Consider the following 16,291-nt stretch of genomic DNA (forward strand, 5'->3'; position numbering starts at 1 on the left):
CAGACGCTTAGCGGTTACGCGGCGTGAACAACCACGGCAGGCCGCCCGGACCGCGGTTTCCGCCATTCGGGTTGTGCTGCGGATCCTGATAGTCTTGCCACCACTGGGCAGCCGACTGGGCCGGGTTGTAGGGCTGGGTGGCCGAATCTGGCGCGTAGTACTCGGTGATCGAACTCGACTGGCCTTTGAATCCGCCGATGCCCCACCACACGCGCGTGAGGACTTTCCCGTTGACCACCACTTCGATCACGTTGGATGCTCGGCAAGCCGGGCCGTAGTTGTTGTTGTAATACATCAACGAGTACGCGCAGTACGACCCGCTCGCCCCGCGGTTGTTGGCCTGCATGTTGGAGGCCTGAACCTGGTCGATCACGTCCTGTGGAATGGCGGCACGGATCTCCGGCGCCAACGCAGCGAAGCTGGCCATCATGTCGCACTTCGGGAACGGGTCGCCGTGGCTCAATGCATCCCACAGCTTCTCGATCGGGGGAACGCAAGCGTTTTCGGTTTCGGCGCCGCGCGGATCGGACAGGCACAACGTGACCTGACAGCCCCAGTCGTCGGCGTGCGCGGGCAGCGAAGACGCGAGCAGCGCCCCCGCTACACTCGCGAGGCGCAGTATTTGTATGCGAAATGCACGCACACGGTGCGAATGACGCGCTACAATTGGCGTAGCCATTCCGGTTTTCCTCAACAGTTACTGCGTAATGGTTAGGTTGGTGTCGGTGTTAGCGCACCGGCATCAACCGTTCTGATAATCGTGACTTACGCTTGAGACAGAATTGCCCGAAAGCACCGAACGGTCGGGTATGTCTGCTGAATAAAAGACGACAACCAATTCAGCCCCTTCCAGCGGCGAATTCCGCCGCGCGCTGCCTCTAGAAAAAATTCCTTCTTCCCTTCTGACGTAACATGCAATTCCCAGCATGTCACTCCCTCCACATCAACCTGCACTGCATCTAACCCGTAAGTTGGATCGGCCTGTAACAGCACCGCCAGTTCCCTAGACGTCAGCCCTTGCATCTTCTTTCTCTTCCTAGAGCGCAAAGGACTAAGTATCGTCATGTCGTCGCAAAAATCACGGGTTACACACCATATTTCCTTTTTGACACTTCATATCGTCGTTGTGATTATACATAACTGCGTTTTGTTGTCAAGAAATCACGCTGCCGGTGTTTTCCTCCACCCTGGCTGAAGCCCGGCTCGCCGGGTCGAACCGTAATGCCGCAAGGCAGGCGCATCACATTGAATGTTGCAGGATCAGCGATCGTCGCCCCTAGCAAGCTTCCCCTGTTGCACCACATATGCAATTCGTTCCCCATCACCGGCTACGACCTCGATATCCTCAAGTGGATTCCCATCCAACACGATCACGTCATGAAAATTTCGCCTGCTGCAACCCTTTCGGTGACACAAAAGCAAGCGGCAGCTAGCACATCAACTTGATAACGTCAAATCCTTGCCTCGGGTTGATGTATCGAGATTCACGTGGTGCCCCTTCTTCGTAGCGACAATCCGAACACCATCCGCGATCAGCACCGCTTGAATGCGACTCGCAAACTTGAGCGCGTGATCACCGTCGCCATGCAAACACAGCGTTTCCGGCCGAACGCAAGCCCAGCCACCACCGCGCGTCATGACTCGATGGCGTAGCACCATATCCAGGACCTGTTGGCATGCGATCTCATCGCTCTCAAGTAGTGCCCCCGGCTCCGACCGAGGAATCAGCTTCCCATCCTCCGTGTAGCCGCGATCCGCAAACACTTCGCCGAACGCCACAAGCCCCGCACGACGTGCCGCATCGACCAACTGTCCTTCCGCAAGTCCAAATACGGCCAACGATGGGTCATAGTCACGCACGGCACGGACAATGGCATTGGCAACGTCGGTATCTCGTTCCGCATCGTTGTACAGCGCGCCGTGTGGCTTGACATGAGAGAGTCGGCCACCGAGCCCTTTGGCGATTGCAACCAATGCTCCAACCTGATACTGAACACTGACGTAAATTTCCGCCGGCGGCAGAATCATCGGCGACCGTCCGAAATTCTCACGGTCCGGATAGCTCGGATGCGCACCAATTGCCACCCCCCGTCGCAGCGCCTCTGAGGTGATACGCTGCATCGTGACAACATCGCCCGCATGCCAACCACACGCGATGTTTGCCGACGTCGCGTAGTTAAGTAATTCGATATCCTGACTAAAACCCTCACCGACATCCACGTTTAGGTCAATGGAACTCATAAGCCCTCACTTCTCTCTCATTTTTCACATTGGCTGGCGGCTCGTATCACGCCGTCGCCGATGTATACATTTTCAAATCGACACATTTTTTTTCCCACTTCCACCGTGAGATATGTGCTGATCTGCGTCACGCCCTTGGTGCTGGGCATCAGGGACGCGAGCAACACCAGGGCCATGTACGCAATCACTAACCCCAGAAAAATGTACTTATTCTTGCGTTCGTTCATCGTTCAAGCGCTGCATCTGTTTCACCCTCCATCCGTCGGTACGTGCCGACCCATTCCCGGAACTCCTTTAGCGGTGCCGATATCTTCGGACTCACCGTCGCCAGCCAACGTGCCGTATGCGCCTGCCCGGCACGACGTAGCACCACTGACAGTTCGGGACCGATCGGATCTAGTAGCGTCACCCCCTGTTCTCGCATCTGTTCATAGTTGCGCAGCTCACGAGCCGACAGCGCTTGCCACGCCAGCGACTCGGTTCGCTCCGCCGCCCGATAAACTGCGTCCTGGACCGGCGCGGACAGCCCGTCAAAGCTTCTGCGACGGACGACAAGAAATGAGAGGGGATAGGCGTAGTGGATTGCTTCGAAGTTCCGCAGATGTTGCGAAAATACGCGGCCGGCCTCACCGTCGCCAGATGACATCACAGCGTCCAGCTGCCCATTCCCCAATCGCGCCAACGCGTCGGTGATCGGCAACATGTCAGCTTGAGCACCGACCTTACGAAATACAGCACGCGACGATGCATCATAGGTACGCATCCGCAGATTGTTCAAATCAGACGGGTTCGCAATCACCTGCCGCGACCACAGACCAGTCGGAGGCCACGGTACCACCGCTAGCAATACTAGTTTTTCGGCTGCGAATGCCTGCTGATACGCAGGTCGTGCAAGCATAGATAGTCGCTGAGCCTGCTCGATCGAAGTGACTTCGAACGGCAGTACCGACAACGCAAAGATCGCATTGACCTTCAGAAGATCACCAGCAAATAGTGCGCCTGCATCTACCCCACTCTCGCCCCTCAAAATATTGTCCGTGCGGCGCCGATCATCAAATGTCGGTCGAACCATCAATTGTCCGTTCGTCTCTGCCTGTACCAATCCCGCGAACATGGCGGTAGCTTCTCCCGATACGGTGTCCCTCGGATAACTGGTCGCGATCTCCAAGCTGCCTTCAGCAGCTGCGCAGCTCGACCAACCGACAAGAACCGCGGTCAGTTGACAAACTGTGGAAATCGCAAACATCAGTGCTTTCATGATCCTGAGCCGAAAACTGGGGGTTGCGCAGTGTTACCACCTTACCGGAAACCAAACGCGAATGGCTGATACGAAGTGGGATATATAAACGCAGCGGCACTACATTATTTTGGAATATAACCACCGAGGAGTCCTAGGTTTTTGGATTTCTTAGCGCTTGTGTTGATATGCCGACAACCCAGTTTTTGATTAATTTTCCCGAACAGACGATACGCCGCATGAACATCAATGTGCAGCATATCGGCGACTTGTTGGACATCCCCACCTCGATCGATTACCCACAAGGCCGTCAAGTGTTCGTGAGTAAGTCCGTATTGATGGGTCAGCGTCTGTTGACGTCGCATCACTCGCCAATCGAGCAAATCTGAAGCCAGCGCACGTAGCGTTGGACGATTCCTCCACAAGAGGTCTTCGCATGCGACATCGCACGAATGGGTACTGACATGGAGCAGCCCGAACATCGATCGAGTTCGGTGGTGGGCAGGAAAATAGACGCTGTTGTTGATGTCGTATGCGCTTGCGTCGACTTTCAGCCAATGATCACGAGGCAATGCGCCACTTAGGGCTGAACCCCGCACCGGCGACGCGTCTGCGCGCGCATGTTCGACCGCCGGGTCGGCGAGATAACCATGTCGATATGCAAACAATTGCGACCAGGCAGCATTGCCGCCGACCATGACGGTAAGGCCGTTTATATCACGCTCATGCTCATCGAGGGTGTACCAATGGTAAAGCCAGCTGGTTGCACCCGCTGCAGCGCACACCCTGTCCACTAGCCTGACGAGTTGGGCTTCGTTGGTGGACTCCGCAATGCTCGAGGGAAGCGTAATTGAGTCCAACAGATCAATTTCGAACCCACTGGCAGCCTTATGTAACAACAGACGATACGCGTCTTGGAGGCGATCCGCATAAGGATCGCTCTCTATAAATGTCTGAGATATTGCATTGTCACCGAATAGTACGTATTGGATCAAAATCGGTTCAAGAGGACTCGTCGACTCTCGCTCCAACACGTATCCCGCATCAGTCCGCAGGAGCCGCAACTTAATCTGCAGCTTGTTAATTGCCACTTGATGCATCGCCACCACGTCGGCTGACCGCTCATCGATGTCACGTGCCCCGGTGGTCATGATCGTATGCAAAACGCGGGGTCAACGGTCGCCGCTCAAGCGAGCACTGTGAATGTAGGACCCGAAATACTCGATGCGCCCGCCCGGCGGCAACAATTCGTATTGCGCCTGCGAATCGACTCCGCCGACAAGAATATGCAGTCCCATGTCCATACATGTCGCGATCAGCCCGCGCGCAATCGCAGTCGCTGCACGATCCGCAGGGATGAGTTGTACAGTCGGCGCGGCAAGCAAGATCCCATCCACGGTCACTTGATGGAGAAGATCTAATGAACATTCAGCGCCCGAACTAACCTGCAAATAGATCAGCGCGCCGTGTTGGCGCAATTCACGTAGTTGGAGAACGGTGACGTCGCTCAACGGTCCCGATATGACATCGTAAAGAACTAACCGTAATCGATTCGCGGGTAGCTCAAGGGCATTCAAATCTGGAACTACGGTATAGCTAGCCAGGAGGTCGATCGACATTCGAACATACAGCACCATGTCTTCGCCAGTTGCCTGCCCTTCGACCGCAATTGCTCGACTCGCTTCGTGGAGCGCATAACTTTGGAGCGAGTACGCGAGACCCTTTTTGCGCGCGAGATCCATGAATGACGATTCATGCACCAGCTCTTTTCCTGACCTCTGCCAAAGCAACTCCGACAGTGCACCAACCTGACGTGAGTCCTCTTTTGCAAATACCGGCACAAATTTTATCGAAAGCCCTCCGTGGTTCAGCGCGTGGACTAGACCATCCATCATCGCCAATTCTTGCGTAGCGCTGTCAGCCATTGATTGCGAGTAGACTACGTATTCGCTGTGACCTGAGGTTCGCGCTGATTTCTTCGCAATGTCCATAGCGGCATTAGCATTCGCGCGCAGCGTAGTGCTGTCCTTCGCACCCATCACCGTACTCGCAATACCAACGCTAATTTGGACCGGATATGTCCGGCCACGCAGTCCAAACGCGACCGCAAATTGGTCGATTAGTGTTCGGGCAATCCCTAAAGCACGTGAATGTGCTTCAGCGCCGCGAAGACCGATTACAAATTCGTCTCCTCCCGTCCGAGCGACGACTGCCGCTGTACTCGCAGCGCGGCCGATACGACTCGCGACTTGCCTTAGTAGCGCGTCACCTACTTCATAGCCCATCGCTTCGTTAACCTGCCCGAACCGATTGAGGTCAATCGAGAGCAACGCAATCGGTACCACCGACGATTGCTCAATATGGCTATTCAAAAAAGCCTGTAGTTTGTGACGATTCCCCAATCCTGTTAGAGCATCTGTTTCGGCCAACGCGCGAGAGGCAAAGTTGCGGGATAGGATATTTCGCACGTACAGAATCGTACAAATCGCCGCGACTATCAGAGCAAATATCAGTAGCACGCAGGTCGCCAGATAGACATTTCGCCGTCTAATGTATTCGTGATAAACGTCAGAATCTGAGAGTCCGATGATGGTAACAAGCGGATATCCTGGCACTGCCTGCTTTGCAAATATGCGAGGCGAGCTCGTTACCGGATCGTTTCCCTCCCAAACTTCATCATCAGCTTCGGGACCGTAGCTACGCAACGTCGGTCCGTCGAGCGCGACCGGCGCCGTGGCATCCGCACGCACAAGGAATGTCCCGTCTGATCGAAAAACTACAGCGGTACCCATTGGCCCAATACTGGCACTGTTGATCGCACCAGCAAAAATGAATGTAGGTGGTTTCGATATCACGACAACACCACCGAATGACCCATCTGGATTGTTGATGCGCCGGGAGAATTGAATCGTCCATTCGCCCGATATGCGACCTACGACCGGCGTGCCAACGTAGAGGCCAGTGTCTGGGTTGTTCTTGTGGATAACGTAGTGCGGACGATCTGTCAGATACACCCGATGAGCGAGTGGAGCAGGCCATGTTTGTGTCACCAGGCCGTTCGCATCTGTTACTGTCACCAGGCGTGCGTCACCCGGTGTGATCAACTGCTGGGAAACCATCTCATTGATGGTTAGCGGATGCGTACTTTTCGATTCGAATGCAACGAATCGGGCAAGCACATCCGTATCGTTGATCGCCTGCCTTAGATGAGTTGCATAGGATTCGGCCAGCAGATCAGCCTTCTGAAACGCGTTGCTGCGTACAGTCTCGTAATCAGCCGAGATTATCCGTAAGGTAATCAGACCTGCTGCAACACCTAGCAACACAAAAAATCCGGCGATCAAACACATAACACGAGTCGTGGCACGCCTTGTTTCGTTGCGTATTTCTTCTGAATGTTCGGATGCCATGACGCCGTTGTTCGGTGGTGAGGATGAAGAAAACAAGTCATTTCACTTGGCTGCACACTAGCAAACCTTGCTGTACACCTCACCCATTTCACTCTCTGTTTCGACGCTTTGCCATTCGTGCTTCCCGACTTCACCCCCGGCTCTTTTACCCTCGTCTGTCAAATACCGTGTGTCTTTCTCGAACCAACGCGAATGACGGCAATCCATGACATACCGCGTCACAGCGATGGCAACGCGCTCTGTCGCGCCAGAAGGAGCTATTGCCTGCGGATAGATCGTCTTGAGATCAAACTCGAACTGGTGGTCGATTGTGGGATGAATACTCGATGTGTCGAGTAGCAAACCGCGAGCCGCGGTATTCGTTATCGGAAACCACGGCTGAGCAGACCAGGCGACGCCTGAGACGAATGCAAGAGACAATATCAGTCGATGCAACATGCTGGTCCTCTATTTTTCACTCGATCTGAACAACCGACGACGCTCACCGAAAGCGCGCGAGCAAAATAATTGCGCCACCTAAAACAATTAACCATACTTGACAGCTATGTAGATGCACTCCTCTTCGGACATTGCGCCACGGCGCCTGTTTCATAGGAGCTGTTCAGCTTCGCCGTAGACAGATGCAACGACCACACATTCTGCTATCGCAGAACAATGAATGGCTTGATGAGCGTTGTCAAGAAGCCGGCGGCCAGCGATTGGTTGCAGATAATTTGATTCACGCAAGAAGATGTCGCCGTCAAGCTGTCAGTTCGATCAGGTAAATCGGCATACTCTACGTTCGCTATTATTCAATCGACGGATTCGGCAATCCTTCACGGCCGAGCCGGAGGTAAAAACTTTTCGCTTAGGGAGAGCTACGATACGTTCTGCCAGCGACTCCCCGGCTCCGCTGCTGGCCTTGTTAGCGTGGGATAGCAATAGCCCGGTGCTCCCCGCCCCCCAGTTTATTCTCGTCACGACACCAGGATCAGGTGGGCGCCCACCAACGGTGCGACCGTTGCAAGACGTTGGCCTCCGGTCCAACTTCCTAATCTTGGAAAAATATTTGAATTGTTCATTATTATATATAGAGAAATTAAACTATGTTGACATACGATAATCATCTGGAAAACGCTCTCAAATATCTGTTTGATCACTGGTTTGATGATCGCGTTGGGCTAGTTGCCGCCGCTCTTATAGACGACAGCAAAAGTTCATATGCAACAAGTATGCTTAATTCCAACGGCACATGGAAGCACGCGGAGCGTAATGCACTGGAGCAATTCGAAGTCACTCACGGCAAGCCAACCACGCATGCTGTCATGCTGTCGACGTTATCTCCTTGTATTCGAGCTGCTGGTTCTGGAACCACCTATGGTGATCAAAAAAATGCTGCCCGACGTCAAGATGAATCCTGCAGTGCTTTAATAAAGCGTCATGGCATTACCACTATCGGTTTCGGTATACTTGACCATGAAGAGGCCAATGAGAATTCCTATTCTAATATTGGATTTAAGCTAATAAATATACGTGCTCGTACCGTTATAGCTGTCTGTAAAGCTCTCAATGATATGTTTCCAGCATATATTGCGGCGGAAGAACGTGGCGAGTTTGGCTGTGTTACTCTTAAGCGGCAACTGCTTGGGTCGTCGCTTTGTCCAAAGACGATGTTTGAGAGAATGGGGAAAACCTTTACTTCGCGAAACTCATGAACTAATGAGATGGTCCGCCCCGCTTCATCGGTTAGGTTACGCTGGACACGTTCCTAGCACCGGGTCCCTACAGTAACCGGGGTCTGGGGATCAACGGACCCCTACAAGGGGGCACGTCAGAAAACGGAAAATAATGCACGTTTAGCCCGAGTTACTGGTCGGGCGAGCCGGTCAGCCCAATCAAGTCGAAGGGGGCGGGCAGCGTACGTGCTGGTCCCGGGATCGCCTGCTGACTAGTGGTCTGCGTCGGGTACGAATGGCTGCACGAGTACCAGTACGGACGACATGCACATGTCTACGAAAGGCTGGCCGGTCCATACTTTACCCCCTGGAATATGACTTTCTAAAATCATGGGCAACAAAAACTATATCCAATGGCTACGTAGCCATGTAGGCAGCGGACTGATTCTGAGCCCGTCAGTAGCCGCCGTGATTCATGATGAGGATGGACGGCTTCTACTACAAGAGAAAGCAACTGGTGAACCTTGGAGCCTTCCTGCCGGTGGGATCGAACTCGGCGAGTCGCCCGAAGACGCAATCGTTCGGGAGGTAATGGAGGAAACGGGCTACGACGTAAGCGTGAGCCGCGTTCTCGGTGTGTTCGGCGGCCGCGCCTTCCGGTACAGATACCCCAACGGCGACGAGGTCGAATACGTAGTGACGTTGTTTGCCTGCAAAATCGTGGGCGGCACTGGTGTTCCTACCGATTCTGAGACGAAGTCGCTGAAGTATTTTCATCGGCATGAGATGCCGATGCTCGCGTTACCTTACCCACTCGATAGCCTCTTCGCGGAACATTGACGCTGTCTTCCGACGTGTCCTCTGCACGGCGTTGTTAATTGACCGGTTACGTTTGGATCGCAGATGTGTCGCGTTCAACGGCGGATTTCCGACGTCCAGTGCAATGTAACGCCTGCATCACCGACCTTCGCGCTCAGCCAGGAGGTGAACGCTGTCCGTTGGAGCGCGTTCTTAAACGTCGCCGTCACGTCGGAATAAGAACTGATGTCGCCCTGCTCCGCTGCGTACTGCAGCACGTATGTACACTTCTCCTCGATTGGCAATCCCCGGACTGCTGCCACGCCAAAATTTCCACGGCATCTACCGAAGTCGGTATGCAGGTTCACGCACCTCTGGCGCTCGTATTGTCGAAGAACGAAATATCTGCGACACGTGTGGCGTCGAGCAGCGGGCTCGCTGGCACGGTTGACCTGTTGTGGCTCGGTGCGCTGGCGACGCGCCCCGCCCTACGCACTCTTAAGAGTTTACTTGAAGTTAACTGGTCAGCCGAGTATTCTCCCGGTTAATTGATTTTTACGATCAAACCGGGAAATTTCCCACACACCAGGATAGTGCCGTGAGCGCAAACGACTTGCTGGTCGGCCGACTGCCCGCTGTTGACGTGTCGGTCTCGATCGAGGACTTGGGATCTGTCGCCGATAAAGCGCGCGACTTCTTTGGACAGGTGCGCGATGCGATGTTGGCGCCGCACCCCAGAAAGAACGCCCCGACCTTTTCCAGCGCGAGCTTGGCAGCGCTTTGCGGTATCGACAAGCAGCGGCTGAAGTACCTTGGGACAAAAGGTGATCTTCCCGCAGGTACGTCGACCGGCGCCGGACGGACGAAGGTGTATTCCCTCGACGAGGCGATGACCTGGATTCGCGCGACGAGCAAGCGGGCTGCACGGCCCGGCGGTGCTCGAGGGCGAGTCTATTCTATCGCCAACTTCAAGGGCGGCGTCGCGAAAACAGCCACCGCTGTTTCTGTCGCACAAGCCCTGACGTTGCTTGGCCGACGGGGGTTGATCATAGACTGCGACCCACAGGGATCGACAACGCAGCTGTGCGGCTATGCGCCGGAGGCGGAGATTCCTGACGAGAAGACGCTTCTTCCACTTGTCTATGGTGATGAGTCGTCGCTCCAATATGCGGTTCACGAGACGTATTGGACCAACCTTGACCTCATCCCTGCGTCTGTGTCGCTCTTCGACGCCGAGTTCGAGATCCCCGCGAAGATGTTGTCAGACAACCAGTTTCAGTTCTGGGACATCATTAATAAAGGCCTGATTCCGTTATTAAATGACTATGACTTCGTCATTGTCGACACACCGCCAGCGCTCAGCTACTTGACGATCAATGCGCTGCTCGCGTCGGACGCGATCCTCATGCCGTGTCCGCCCGAGGGGCTCGACTTCGCTAGTTCTACGCAGTTCTGGAGCCTGTTTTCCGATGTCGCAGCGAATCTGCCTGGTCTGAAGGCAACAAAGCGATTTGACTTCGTGAATGTTGTGATGACAAAGGCACGGAGCAATGACACGTCACGGGCGGTCCAAGGCTGGCTCCACAAGGCCTACGGCGATCTAGTGCTTCCCTTCATCATCCCTGAATCCAAGGTTCAAGCAGACGCCTCGGCGATGCTCTCGACGATCTACGATTTGCCGAAATCTGAGGTCCGTAACTCGACCTACGCGCGACTGCGGGACCCATTGGATCAACTCGCGGATTACCTCGACAACCAGCTCGTAGCCGCATGGACACGGGAGGTCAATCAATGAGCTTCGGCAAAAAACTGGCAGAACGCACGGGCTCGATCCGAGCGGACTCGTCGCCTAAAGCCACGAACACACTTGGGGAAGCGCCGCGCACATCCCCTGGACGACTACTAGCCGCGACTACCCGAATCTCTGCTGCGGAAGAACGTGTGACTGTCGCAGAAACCAATCTCGCGGAGGCGCTCGAGCGGGTAGCGGAACTAGAAGCCTTGGTCGGCCGGAATGAAGGCGACGAGGTTGCTATCGACGATTTTGTCGAGGTGCCCGGTCGCCGGCGCGTGCTTTCGCGAGTGGAGCGGCTAGAGCTTGCGAGCAACCTCGCGTCAAATGCGCTGGCGACGCCCGTGGTCTACCGCCTCCTGGCCGATGGAAGAAAGGAGATCGTGTCGGGCCACAACCGAATCGACATCTACAAGAATGATCTTGGTCGCACCAAGATTCGTGCCGTGCCGTTCACCGGCACACAGGAGCAAGCGGAACTCGCCGCGACCTTCGCCAACCTCTTAGCGCCGTCACTCCCTGATTTCGAAAAGTATCGGCAGTTCGTCCGGCTCCAAGAGGTATCCGGGTTTACCCGTGCTGACATTATTCAAGCATCGGGGCTTAGCGATTCGCACGTTTCTCGGATATTTGCGTTTGAGAGGTTGCCTGCCGCTGCTATCAAAGCGATCGCGCTGCGACCGGATCGCCTGGGGGGAAATGCCGCCGAAGAATTCGCCGTGTTGGCGAAGGCAGGAGACCAGGACTTGGTGATCAAGGCTATTCAAGCGTTGACAGCAGACGATTCGCTGACGCAGAAGCACGCGCTAGCGATGGCTCGCCCTCCCGGACAGAAGCGCCCGGCCGCCGCTCAAAGGTCAATCTCGATCGGGCGCAAGAAGCTTTGCGACGTATCCGTTCGCAACGGTGTGGTGGGGTTCCGCTTTGCGGGGAAAGAGGGCGACGCTGCTGCTCAGCAATGGGCGGCGAAGATCGAAGAGTTCATTCGCCGCGAACTCGAGCGTGACAGCGAACATTGAACTCCCTAATAGGGAACTCAATGTTTTCAAGGACTTAGAGTTTTGCTTCATTGATCCAGAAGGATCCCTAGTAGGGAGCGCTTTAAAATCAACAACTTACAGGAACTGTTGGATGGGTTAATTTCAACCGTGTGAAAAACAAAAGCCTTCGGCTGGAACCGAAGGCTTTTGAATATATGGGCTTGGCTGGAACCTCGCCCGCTACACAACCCGACTGGAATCGGAGCTGAGAGTTAGCAACTCGGAGTGTAGCGGAAAGCGACCGACAGTCAAGCATTGGATCGCCATTTTTTTAATGGACGCTCGATATGTCTATCGCGCAATCTCCGATTGCTGGCGAGGGTGATATTCGCCCCTCAAATAATGAAGCAGCGTTGGTTGCGGCTTTCTCCAGCGACCCCACTAACCTCCCCTGGCGCATCTTCCGCGCCGTGCATCGCGCCAACCAGATTCCCGAACTACCCGGCCGTGCACGCACCCTGCTCGCCGCGCTCGCCCGCACGGTTGATCAGAACGCGCCATTCGCTGCCATCTACGCCCGTCGTGAATTGCTCACCGGTCGTGCCCTGCAATCCGTTCGCAGCTTCTATCGCAGTCTCGTCGATCTCGAAGCCGCGGGGCTCATTGTGCGTACCACGCAGACCCGCTATGTCGAGGTCGGCAAGTTTGGCCGCACCTACATCCATCTCACGCCGGCTGCCGCCCAGTTGCTCGGCCTGGTTGAGGCCCCCATCGAGCACGCTGGTCAGGTTGCGGATGGCCTCATAGAGGAATGTGCACAAACGCCTCCTGATCACGTCAACGCCACGCCCGACTTTTCATTGGCGTCACCGAATGCCAGCGTGGCACACGGTGCTATATATGAGAATCTTTCCCCTTCTTCTTTTCAAAAGAGACAACCGGGCCAACTTCCTGCCGACTTGATCCGCCTGCGCAGCCTGGGTTTTCATAAATTCCTGATTTTCAAACTGATGCGCGAAGCGCGCCTGCAAGGGAAGTTCTTGTCCGACGTGGTAGCCGCCACCTGGGACCACCTGAAGCTCGCCCGCTGCCCCATCAACTACCTGCGATCGTTACTTGGCCGGCCCGTCGATTACCGGCATCTGCGCACCACTCAACAAGCTAAGGCCGACACGATCCAAGTCGCCGCCAAGCAAGCGGAGCAGGTGGCTGACGCGGTCGCGCGCCACGCTGGCCAGAGTTTCTACGATCGGACGGCCACTCAGCGCGTGACGCTCTCAACCGATGGCGCCGTGCTCACGTCGTTGGCCATTGACGAGCGTGCGCCACGGACCAGTACCGCTCAATGGCAAGCTGCGTGGTACGAGGCGGTCCAACGAGGTCGCTTAGTCCCGGCCACGCCGGGCCTCGAGGAACAGTTCAGTACGCAACGGCAGGCTAGGGTGATGACGCTGGTCGCTGCGACGTCCGCGGTTGCAGACACCCATTCGCGAGCCGATCGAGCAAGCGGTGCTCAGCACATGGCGACGCTGCGTGCACTGACACGTCAGTGGGTGATGGGGGCGGGAGGCGGGCGAGTCATCGTCTGATGCAAAACAATGCCGCGCGGGACCAGCAAAGCTGACAGTGCAGGGACCCGCGCGATGACGTTCGGCAGAAATGGGGGTTAATGCCCGCTCAGGACGTAGCGCATGCTAAATCGCTTGGCCAATTGCCCGAATCGTCGATCGAGCGTCCAGAGTAGAGTGGCTGGGGTGAGCAACGCCGACGCTAACAGAGTGCAGTCGATTGCGCCACACCCGTGGACGCGAAACCGAGAACAGTTCGGCGAGATCACTGACGGAGTGATTGCCGTCGCCATACAAGCGGCGCAACTCCTTTTGTGCTTGGCGGAGAGCTTCGGCTGCTTGCCTCGCAGTTTGCCTTTGGCCCGATATCGACAGACTCCGATCGACCCCGAAAGTATCCGGTAGCTATCGAATATCTACCTTGATCGTGTATTGCGCGATGTATGCACGTCGTATATACTTCATCCATACGTTTCACGCTCTTGGAGCCAGATATGTCTAAGGAAGCGATCTTTACCATGAAAATTGAACCCGAACTGCGTGCCGAGTTCATGGCCGAGGCCCAGCGTGTTCACCGCCCAGCGTCGCAGGTCGCTCGTGACCTGATGCGTGAATTTGTGCAGCGGCAGCGCGACGCACGTGTCTATGATGCGTATCTGCACGAGAAAGTTGCTGCTGCGCGGGAGTCCGTCGCAACAGGCGAGGGTGTCTCGAACGATGTTGTAGAGGCTGATTTTGCCGCCCGGCGTGCGAAAGCAATGGGCCGCGGATGAAGGTTGTTTGGACGCCCGAGGCACTGCTGGACCGAGATGCAATCTGGGAAGCGATCGAGGTCGACAATGCCGTCGCGGCCGCTGACATGGACGAGAGGTTTAGTGCGGCCGCTGCGCAATTGGCCGATTTCCCGTTGATTGGCCGTCTTGGCCAAGTATCGGGAACCCGAGAATTCATTCCGCATCCGAGCTACCGACTGGTGTATGACGTGGCGAGCGATGTAGTGTGGATTCTCGCCGTGGTGCATACCGCGCGCCGGTGGCCGCCAGTCCATGAATAGGACGTTTGCCCATCAACAACGTTAGGATACGGCGCTCCCGGTTTTTAATTGGTAGCCGATAGCTACCAGATACCAAGAAACTGAATCCAGCCCGGCGAAGGGGGGCGTCGACATCGGCGCCACCGTGGAGCAAGATTACGAGAGCCTTCTCGCCCGCGACGAGCGCGAGGTGTTCGGATTCGGTCTCAACGTCGACTGTTGCCGTCGTCTCCGGTGTTTGGGCGGGCCGTAGATTCGCGGACTGAGGGAGCTTTATCCACAAGGAGTTTGGTCGATATGAACATGCTGACGGGTTTCGATATCGCAGGGCTCTTCGTTGTTTTGATCAGCATCGGGTTGGTGCTGCGCGACCGGACAAAGCTCGGGGTCATCGCGGGATTCGTGGGGCTTCCATTCATCATGACGGTGCGCGCGATATCGGACGGGGCACTGTCTCTTTCTTCCGGTAGCTTGATTCTGGTTGCGATCGGGGCGGTGGCGGCCGTTGTCCTGTATTGGCTGGCCAGTCACCGTGCCAATGGGTTGATCGCCCTGATGACCAAGAAATAAAGCTAAGAGAGGATGATGAGTCGCACGGGAATTAAAGCGGCGCTCGCGGCGCTCGCGTTGGTCGGGATGGCGCTGTTGTTCGTCGGCATTCTGTACCTGGCGATGCCGGTGCCCGCCGGTTGGGGGCATCCGGTGCTCGCCATGTTGAGCTGCGGCCTGGTGGCGATCGCCGTCAAGCCGTGGCTGCGTGCGGACTGACACATGGGGGTGGCCTCAAGAAATCTATGGTCACCCCTACGTGGACGGCAAGAGGGGGAGTCCTATCCCGGGTTTGGCGTGTTGGCCTGTCTGAGCTGACAGCTTGATGCAAGGCAGGGGAGGTTGATAGAGTCAGGGCGCGTCTCGACCTCCCCGAGCGGGACGTAAGTGGAAAATTCTTGGTTGCGGCCGTTGTCACAGGCGGCCGCCTTTTTTAGCGTACCGTCAATGCCGATAACTCCCCTTATCGGCGTGCCAAGGCAGTCTGCGCGTCGCGATCACGCAGCCCCAACCCGGCGCCGGCCGGGTTTTTTATTGCCAGGCACCCCTCCGTCCGATGGACGTCTTACCAAAACTGATACATCTGATAACTCTACTTATCGCGAGTACTGTTGATGGCATCGTCGGAAGCGATACCAAATTTTGGTATATAATCGACGCATCATGAGGAGGTGCGCGATGCCGCGGAATACATCGATCTCTCTGGGGGATCATCTGACCCAGTTTGTAGACACCCAGGTCGCGTCTGGCCGCTACGGCTCGGCCAGCGACGTGGTTCGGGCGGGCCTGCGCCTGCTCGAGACCCAGGAAACCGAGCTGCGGGCCCTGCAGGAAGCGCTCCGCGCCGGCGAGGCCTCCGGCGAGCCGGCGGCTTTCGACGGTCAGGGGTTCCTCGCGCGCATGCGTGCCAAGCATGCGGGCTAAGGCCCGGGCGGTCAGGCTAACGCCGTTGGCCGAGGCCGATCTCGAGGACATCTGGACCTATACGTTCGAGCAGTGGTCACTCGAACAGGCCGAGCGCTACGTCG

18 protein-coding genes are annotated in these 16,291 nt (G+C 56.0%); 10 read left to right on the forward strand and 8 right to left on the reverse strand.

The genetic code is table 11. The features are described 5' to 3' along the window. Window positions 1–7: 7 nt before the first annotated feature. From RZR99_RS28825 to RZR99_RS28855, 7 genes are all read right to left on the reverse strand, one after another. Window positions 8–679, reverse strand: a complete 672-nt coding sequence (locus tag RZR99_RS28825; RefSeq protein ID WP_323123182.1) for a hypothetical protein — start codon at window positions 677–679, stop codon at window positions 8–10. Between the two features lie 758 nt (window positions 680–1,437). Then, window positions 1,438–2,241, reverse strand: a complete 804-nt coding sequence (gene pxpA / locus RZR99_RS28830; protein WP_323123183.1) for a 5-oxoprolinase subunit PxpA — start codon at window positions 2,239–2,241, stop codon at window positions 1,438–1,440. Between the two features lie 17 nt (window positions 2,242–2,258). After that, window positions 2,259–2,468 (reverse strand): hypothetical protein, encoded by a 210-nt coding sequence (locus RZR99_RS28835; protein ID WP_323123184.1) that lies wholly within the window; start codon window positions 2,466–2,468, stop codon window positions 2,259–2,261. Then, window positions 2,465–3,499, reverse strand: coding sequence for a TRAP transporter substrate-binding protein DctP (gene dctP / locus RZR99_RS28840; RefSeq protein WP_323123185.1), 1,035 nt, complete (start codon window positions 3,497–3,499; stop codon window positions 2,465–2,467). Before dctP ends, RZR99_RS28835 begins: the two co-directional genes overlap by 4 nt. Window positions 3,500–3,603: 104 nt before the next feature. After that, window positions 3,604–4,629, reverse strand: a complete 1,026-nt coding sequence (locus RZR99_RS28845; protein ID WP_323123186.1) for an autoinducer binding domain-containing protein — start codon at window positions 4,627–4,629, stop codon at window positions 3,604–3,606. A 21-nt stretch (window positions 4,630–4,650) separates the two neighbouring features. Further along, window positions 4,651–6,888 carry a bifunctional diguanylate cyclase/phosphodiesterase gene (locus RZR99_RS28850; RefSeq protein ID WP_323123187.1) on the reverse strand — a complete coding sequence of 746 codons (2,238 nt, stop codon included), beginning with the start codon at window positions 6,886–6,888 and terminating at the stop codon, window positions 4,651–4,653. A 57-nt stretch (window positions 6,889–6,945) separates the two neighbouring features. Then, window positions 6,946–7,326: a hypothetical protein gene (locus RZR99_RS28855; protein WP_323123188.1), complete on the reverse strand. Its 381-nt coding sequence runs from the start codon at window positions 7,324–7,326 to the stop codon at window positions 6,946–6,948. 647 nt (window positions 7,327–7,973) lie between these two features. Between RZR99_RS28855 and RZR99_RS28860 the strand changes: the two genes are divergently transcribed. Next, on the forward strand, window positions 7,974–8,582 hold the full coding sequence (locus RZR99_RS28860; RefSeq protein WP_323123189.1) for a cytidine/deoxycytidylate deaminase family protein: 609 nt from the start codon (window positions 7,974–7,976) through the stop codon (window positions 8,580–8,582). 351 nt (window positions 8,583–8,933) lie between these two features. Beyond that, window positions 8,934–9,383, forward strand: coding sequence for an NUDIX domain-containing protein (locus RZR99_RS28865; protein ID WP_323123190.1), 450 nt, complete (start codon window positions 8,934–8,936; stop codon window positions 9,381–9,383). A 74-nt stretch (window positions 9,384–9,457) separates the two neighbouring features. Here the strand turns inward: RZR99_RS28865 and RZR99_RS28870 are convergent, their stop codons facing one another. Further along, window positions 9,458–9,709, reverse strand: coding sequence for a hypothetical protein (locus RZR99_RS28870; RefSeq protein ID WP_323123191.1), 252 nt, complete (start codon window positions 9,707–9,709; stop codon window positions 9,458–9,460). Between the two features lie 230 nt (window positions 9,710–9,939). Between RZR99_RS28870 and RZR99_RS28875 the strand changes: the two genes are divergently transcribed. The 8 genes from RZR99_RS28875 (at window position 9,940) to RZR99_RS28910 (ending at window position 16,187) form a co-directional block, all read left to right on the forward strand. Further along, window positions 9,940–11,136 (forward strand): ParA family protein, encoded by a 1,197-nt coding sequence (locus RZR99_RS28875; protein ID WP_323123192.1) that lies wholly within the window; start codon window positions 9,940–9,942, stop codon window positions 11,134–11,136. Beyond that, entirely contained in the window at window positions 11,133–12,152 is a 1,020-nt protein-coding gene (locus RZR99_RS28880; protein WP_323123193.1) for a ParB/RepB/Spo0J family partition protein, read from the forward strand. The genes RZR99_RS28875 and RZR99_RS28880 overlap by 4 nt, the downstream gene beginning before the upstream one ends. 308 nt (window positions 12,153–12,460) lie before the next feature. Beyond that, window positions 12,461–13,702 (forward strand): Replication protein O, encoded by a 1,242-nt coding sequence (locus RZR99_RS28885; protein ID WP_323123194.1) that lies wholly within the window; start codon window positions 12,461–12,463, stop codon window positions 13,700–13,702. A 473-nt stretch (window positions 13,703–14,175) separates the two neighbouring features. Beyond that, window positions 14,176–14,454, forward strand: coding sequence for an antitoxin of toxin-antitoxin stability system (locus tag RZR99_RS28890; RefSeq protein ID WP_323123195.1), 279 nt, complete (start codon window positions 14,176–14,178; stop codon window positions 14,452–14,454). Continuing rightward, window positions 14,451–14,735, forward strand: a complete 285-nt coding sequence (locus tag RZR99_RS28895) for a type II toxin-antitoxin system RelE/ParE family toxin (RefSeq protein WP_323123196.1) — start codon at window positions 14,451–14,453, stop codon at window positions 14,733–14,735. Before RZR99_RS28890 ends, RZR99_RS28895 begins: the two co-directional genes overlap by 4 nt. Before the next feature lie 276 nt (window positions 14,736–15,011). After that, window positions 15,012–15,284 carry a hypothetical protein gene (locus tag RZR99_RS28900; RefSeq protein ID WP_323123197.1) on the forward strand — a complete coding sequence of 91 codons (273 nt, stop codon included), beginning with the start codon at window positions 15,012–15,014 and terminating at the stop codon, window positions 15,282–15,284. A gap of 12 nt (window positions 15,285–15,296) precedes the next feature. After that, complete coding sequence (locus tag RZR99_RS28905) at window positions 15,297–15,482, forward strand: hypothetical protein (RefSeq protein WP_323123198.1); 186 nt, start codon at window positions 15,297–15,299, stop codon at window positions 15,480–15,482. Window positions 15,483–15,941: 459 nt separating this feature from the next. Next, the gene (locus RZR99_RS28910; RefSeq protein WP_323122445.1) at window positions 15,942–16,187 is read left to right on the forward strand and encodes a type II toxin-antitoxin system ParD family antitoxin; all 246 of its coding nucleotides are present in this window, start codon (window positions 15,942–15,944) and stop codon (window positions 16,185–16,187) included. Window positions 16,188–16,291: the final 104 nt, after the last annotated feature.

The sequence above is a fragment of the Burkholderia alba genome, assembly GCF_034721475.1.
Taxonomy (GTDB): domain Bacteria; phylum Pseudomonadota; class Gammaproteobacteria; order Burkholderiales; family Burkholderiaceae; genus Burkholderia; species Burkholderia alba.

Excerpts from the sequence above, each read along its gene's own strand:
- RZR99_RS28825 (WP_323123182.1), bottom strand. The coding sequence starts at position 679 with ATGGCTACGCCAATTGTAGCGCGTCATTCGCACCGTGTGCGTGCATTT.
- pxpA (WP_323123183.1), bottom strand. The coding sequence starts at position 2,241 with ATGAGTTCCATTGACCTAAACGTGGATGTCGGTGAGGGTTTTAGTCAG.
- RZR99_RS28835 (WP_323123184.1), bottom strand. The coding sequence starts at position 2,468 with ATGAACGAACGCAAGAATAAGTACATTTTTCTGGGGTTAGTGATTGCG.
- dctP (WP_323123185.1), bottom strand. The coding sequence starts at position 3,499 with ATGAAAGCACTGATGTTTGCGATTTCCACAGTTTGTCAACTGACCGCG.
- RZR99_RS28845 (WP_323123186.1), bottom strand. The coding sequence starts at position 4,629 with ATGACCACCGGGGCACGTGACATCGATGAGCGGTCAGCCGACGTGGTG.
- RZR99_RS28850 (WP_323123187.1), bottom strand. The coding sequence starts at position 6,888 with ATGGCATCCGAACATTCAGAAGAAATACGCAACGAAACAAGGCGTGCC.
- RZR99_RS28855 (WP_323123188.1), bottom strand. The coding sequence starts at position 7,326 with ATGTTGCATCGACTGATATTGTCTCTTGCATTCGTCTCAGGCGTCGCC.
- RZR99_RS28860 (WP_323123189.1), top strand. The coding sequence starts at position 7,974 with ATGTTGACATACGATAATCATCTGGAAAACGCTCTCAAATATCTGTTT.
- RZR99_RS28865 (WP_323123190.1), top strand. The coding sequence starts at position 8,934 with ATGGGCAACAAAAACTATATCCAATGGCTACGTAGCCATGTAGGCAGC.
- RZR99_RS28880 (WP_323123193.1), top strand. The coding sequence starts at position 11,133 with ATGAGCTTCGGCAAAAAACTGGCAGAACGCACGGGCTCGATCCGAGCG.
- RZR99_RS28885 (WP_323123194.1), top strand. The coding sequence starts at position 12,461 with ATGTCTATCGCGCAATCTCCGATTGCTGGCGAGGGTGATATTCGCCCC.
- RZR99_RS28890 (WP_323123195.1), top strand. The coding sequence starts at position 14,176 with ATGTCTAAGGAAGCGATCTTTACCATGAAAATTGAACCCGAACTGCGT.
- RZR99_RS28895 (WP_323123196.1), top strand. The coding sequence starts at position 14,451 with ATGAAGGTTGTTTGGACGCCCGAGGCACTGCTGGACCGAGATGCAATC.
- RZR99_RS28900 (WP_323123197.1), top strand. The coding sequence starts at position 15,012 with ATGAACATGCTGACGGGTTTCGATATCGCAGGGCTCTTCGTTGTTTTG.
- RZR99_RS28905 (WP_323123198.1), top strand. The coding sequence starts at position 15,297 with ATGATGAGTCGCACGGGAATTAAAGCGGCGCTCGCGGCGCTCGCGTTG.
- RZR99_RS28910 (WP_323122445.1), top strand. The coding sequence starts at position 15,942 with ATGCCGCGGAATACATCGATCTCTCTGGGGGATCATCTGACCCAGTTT.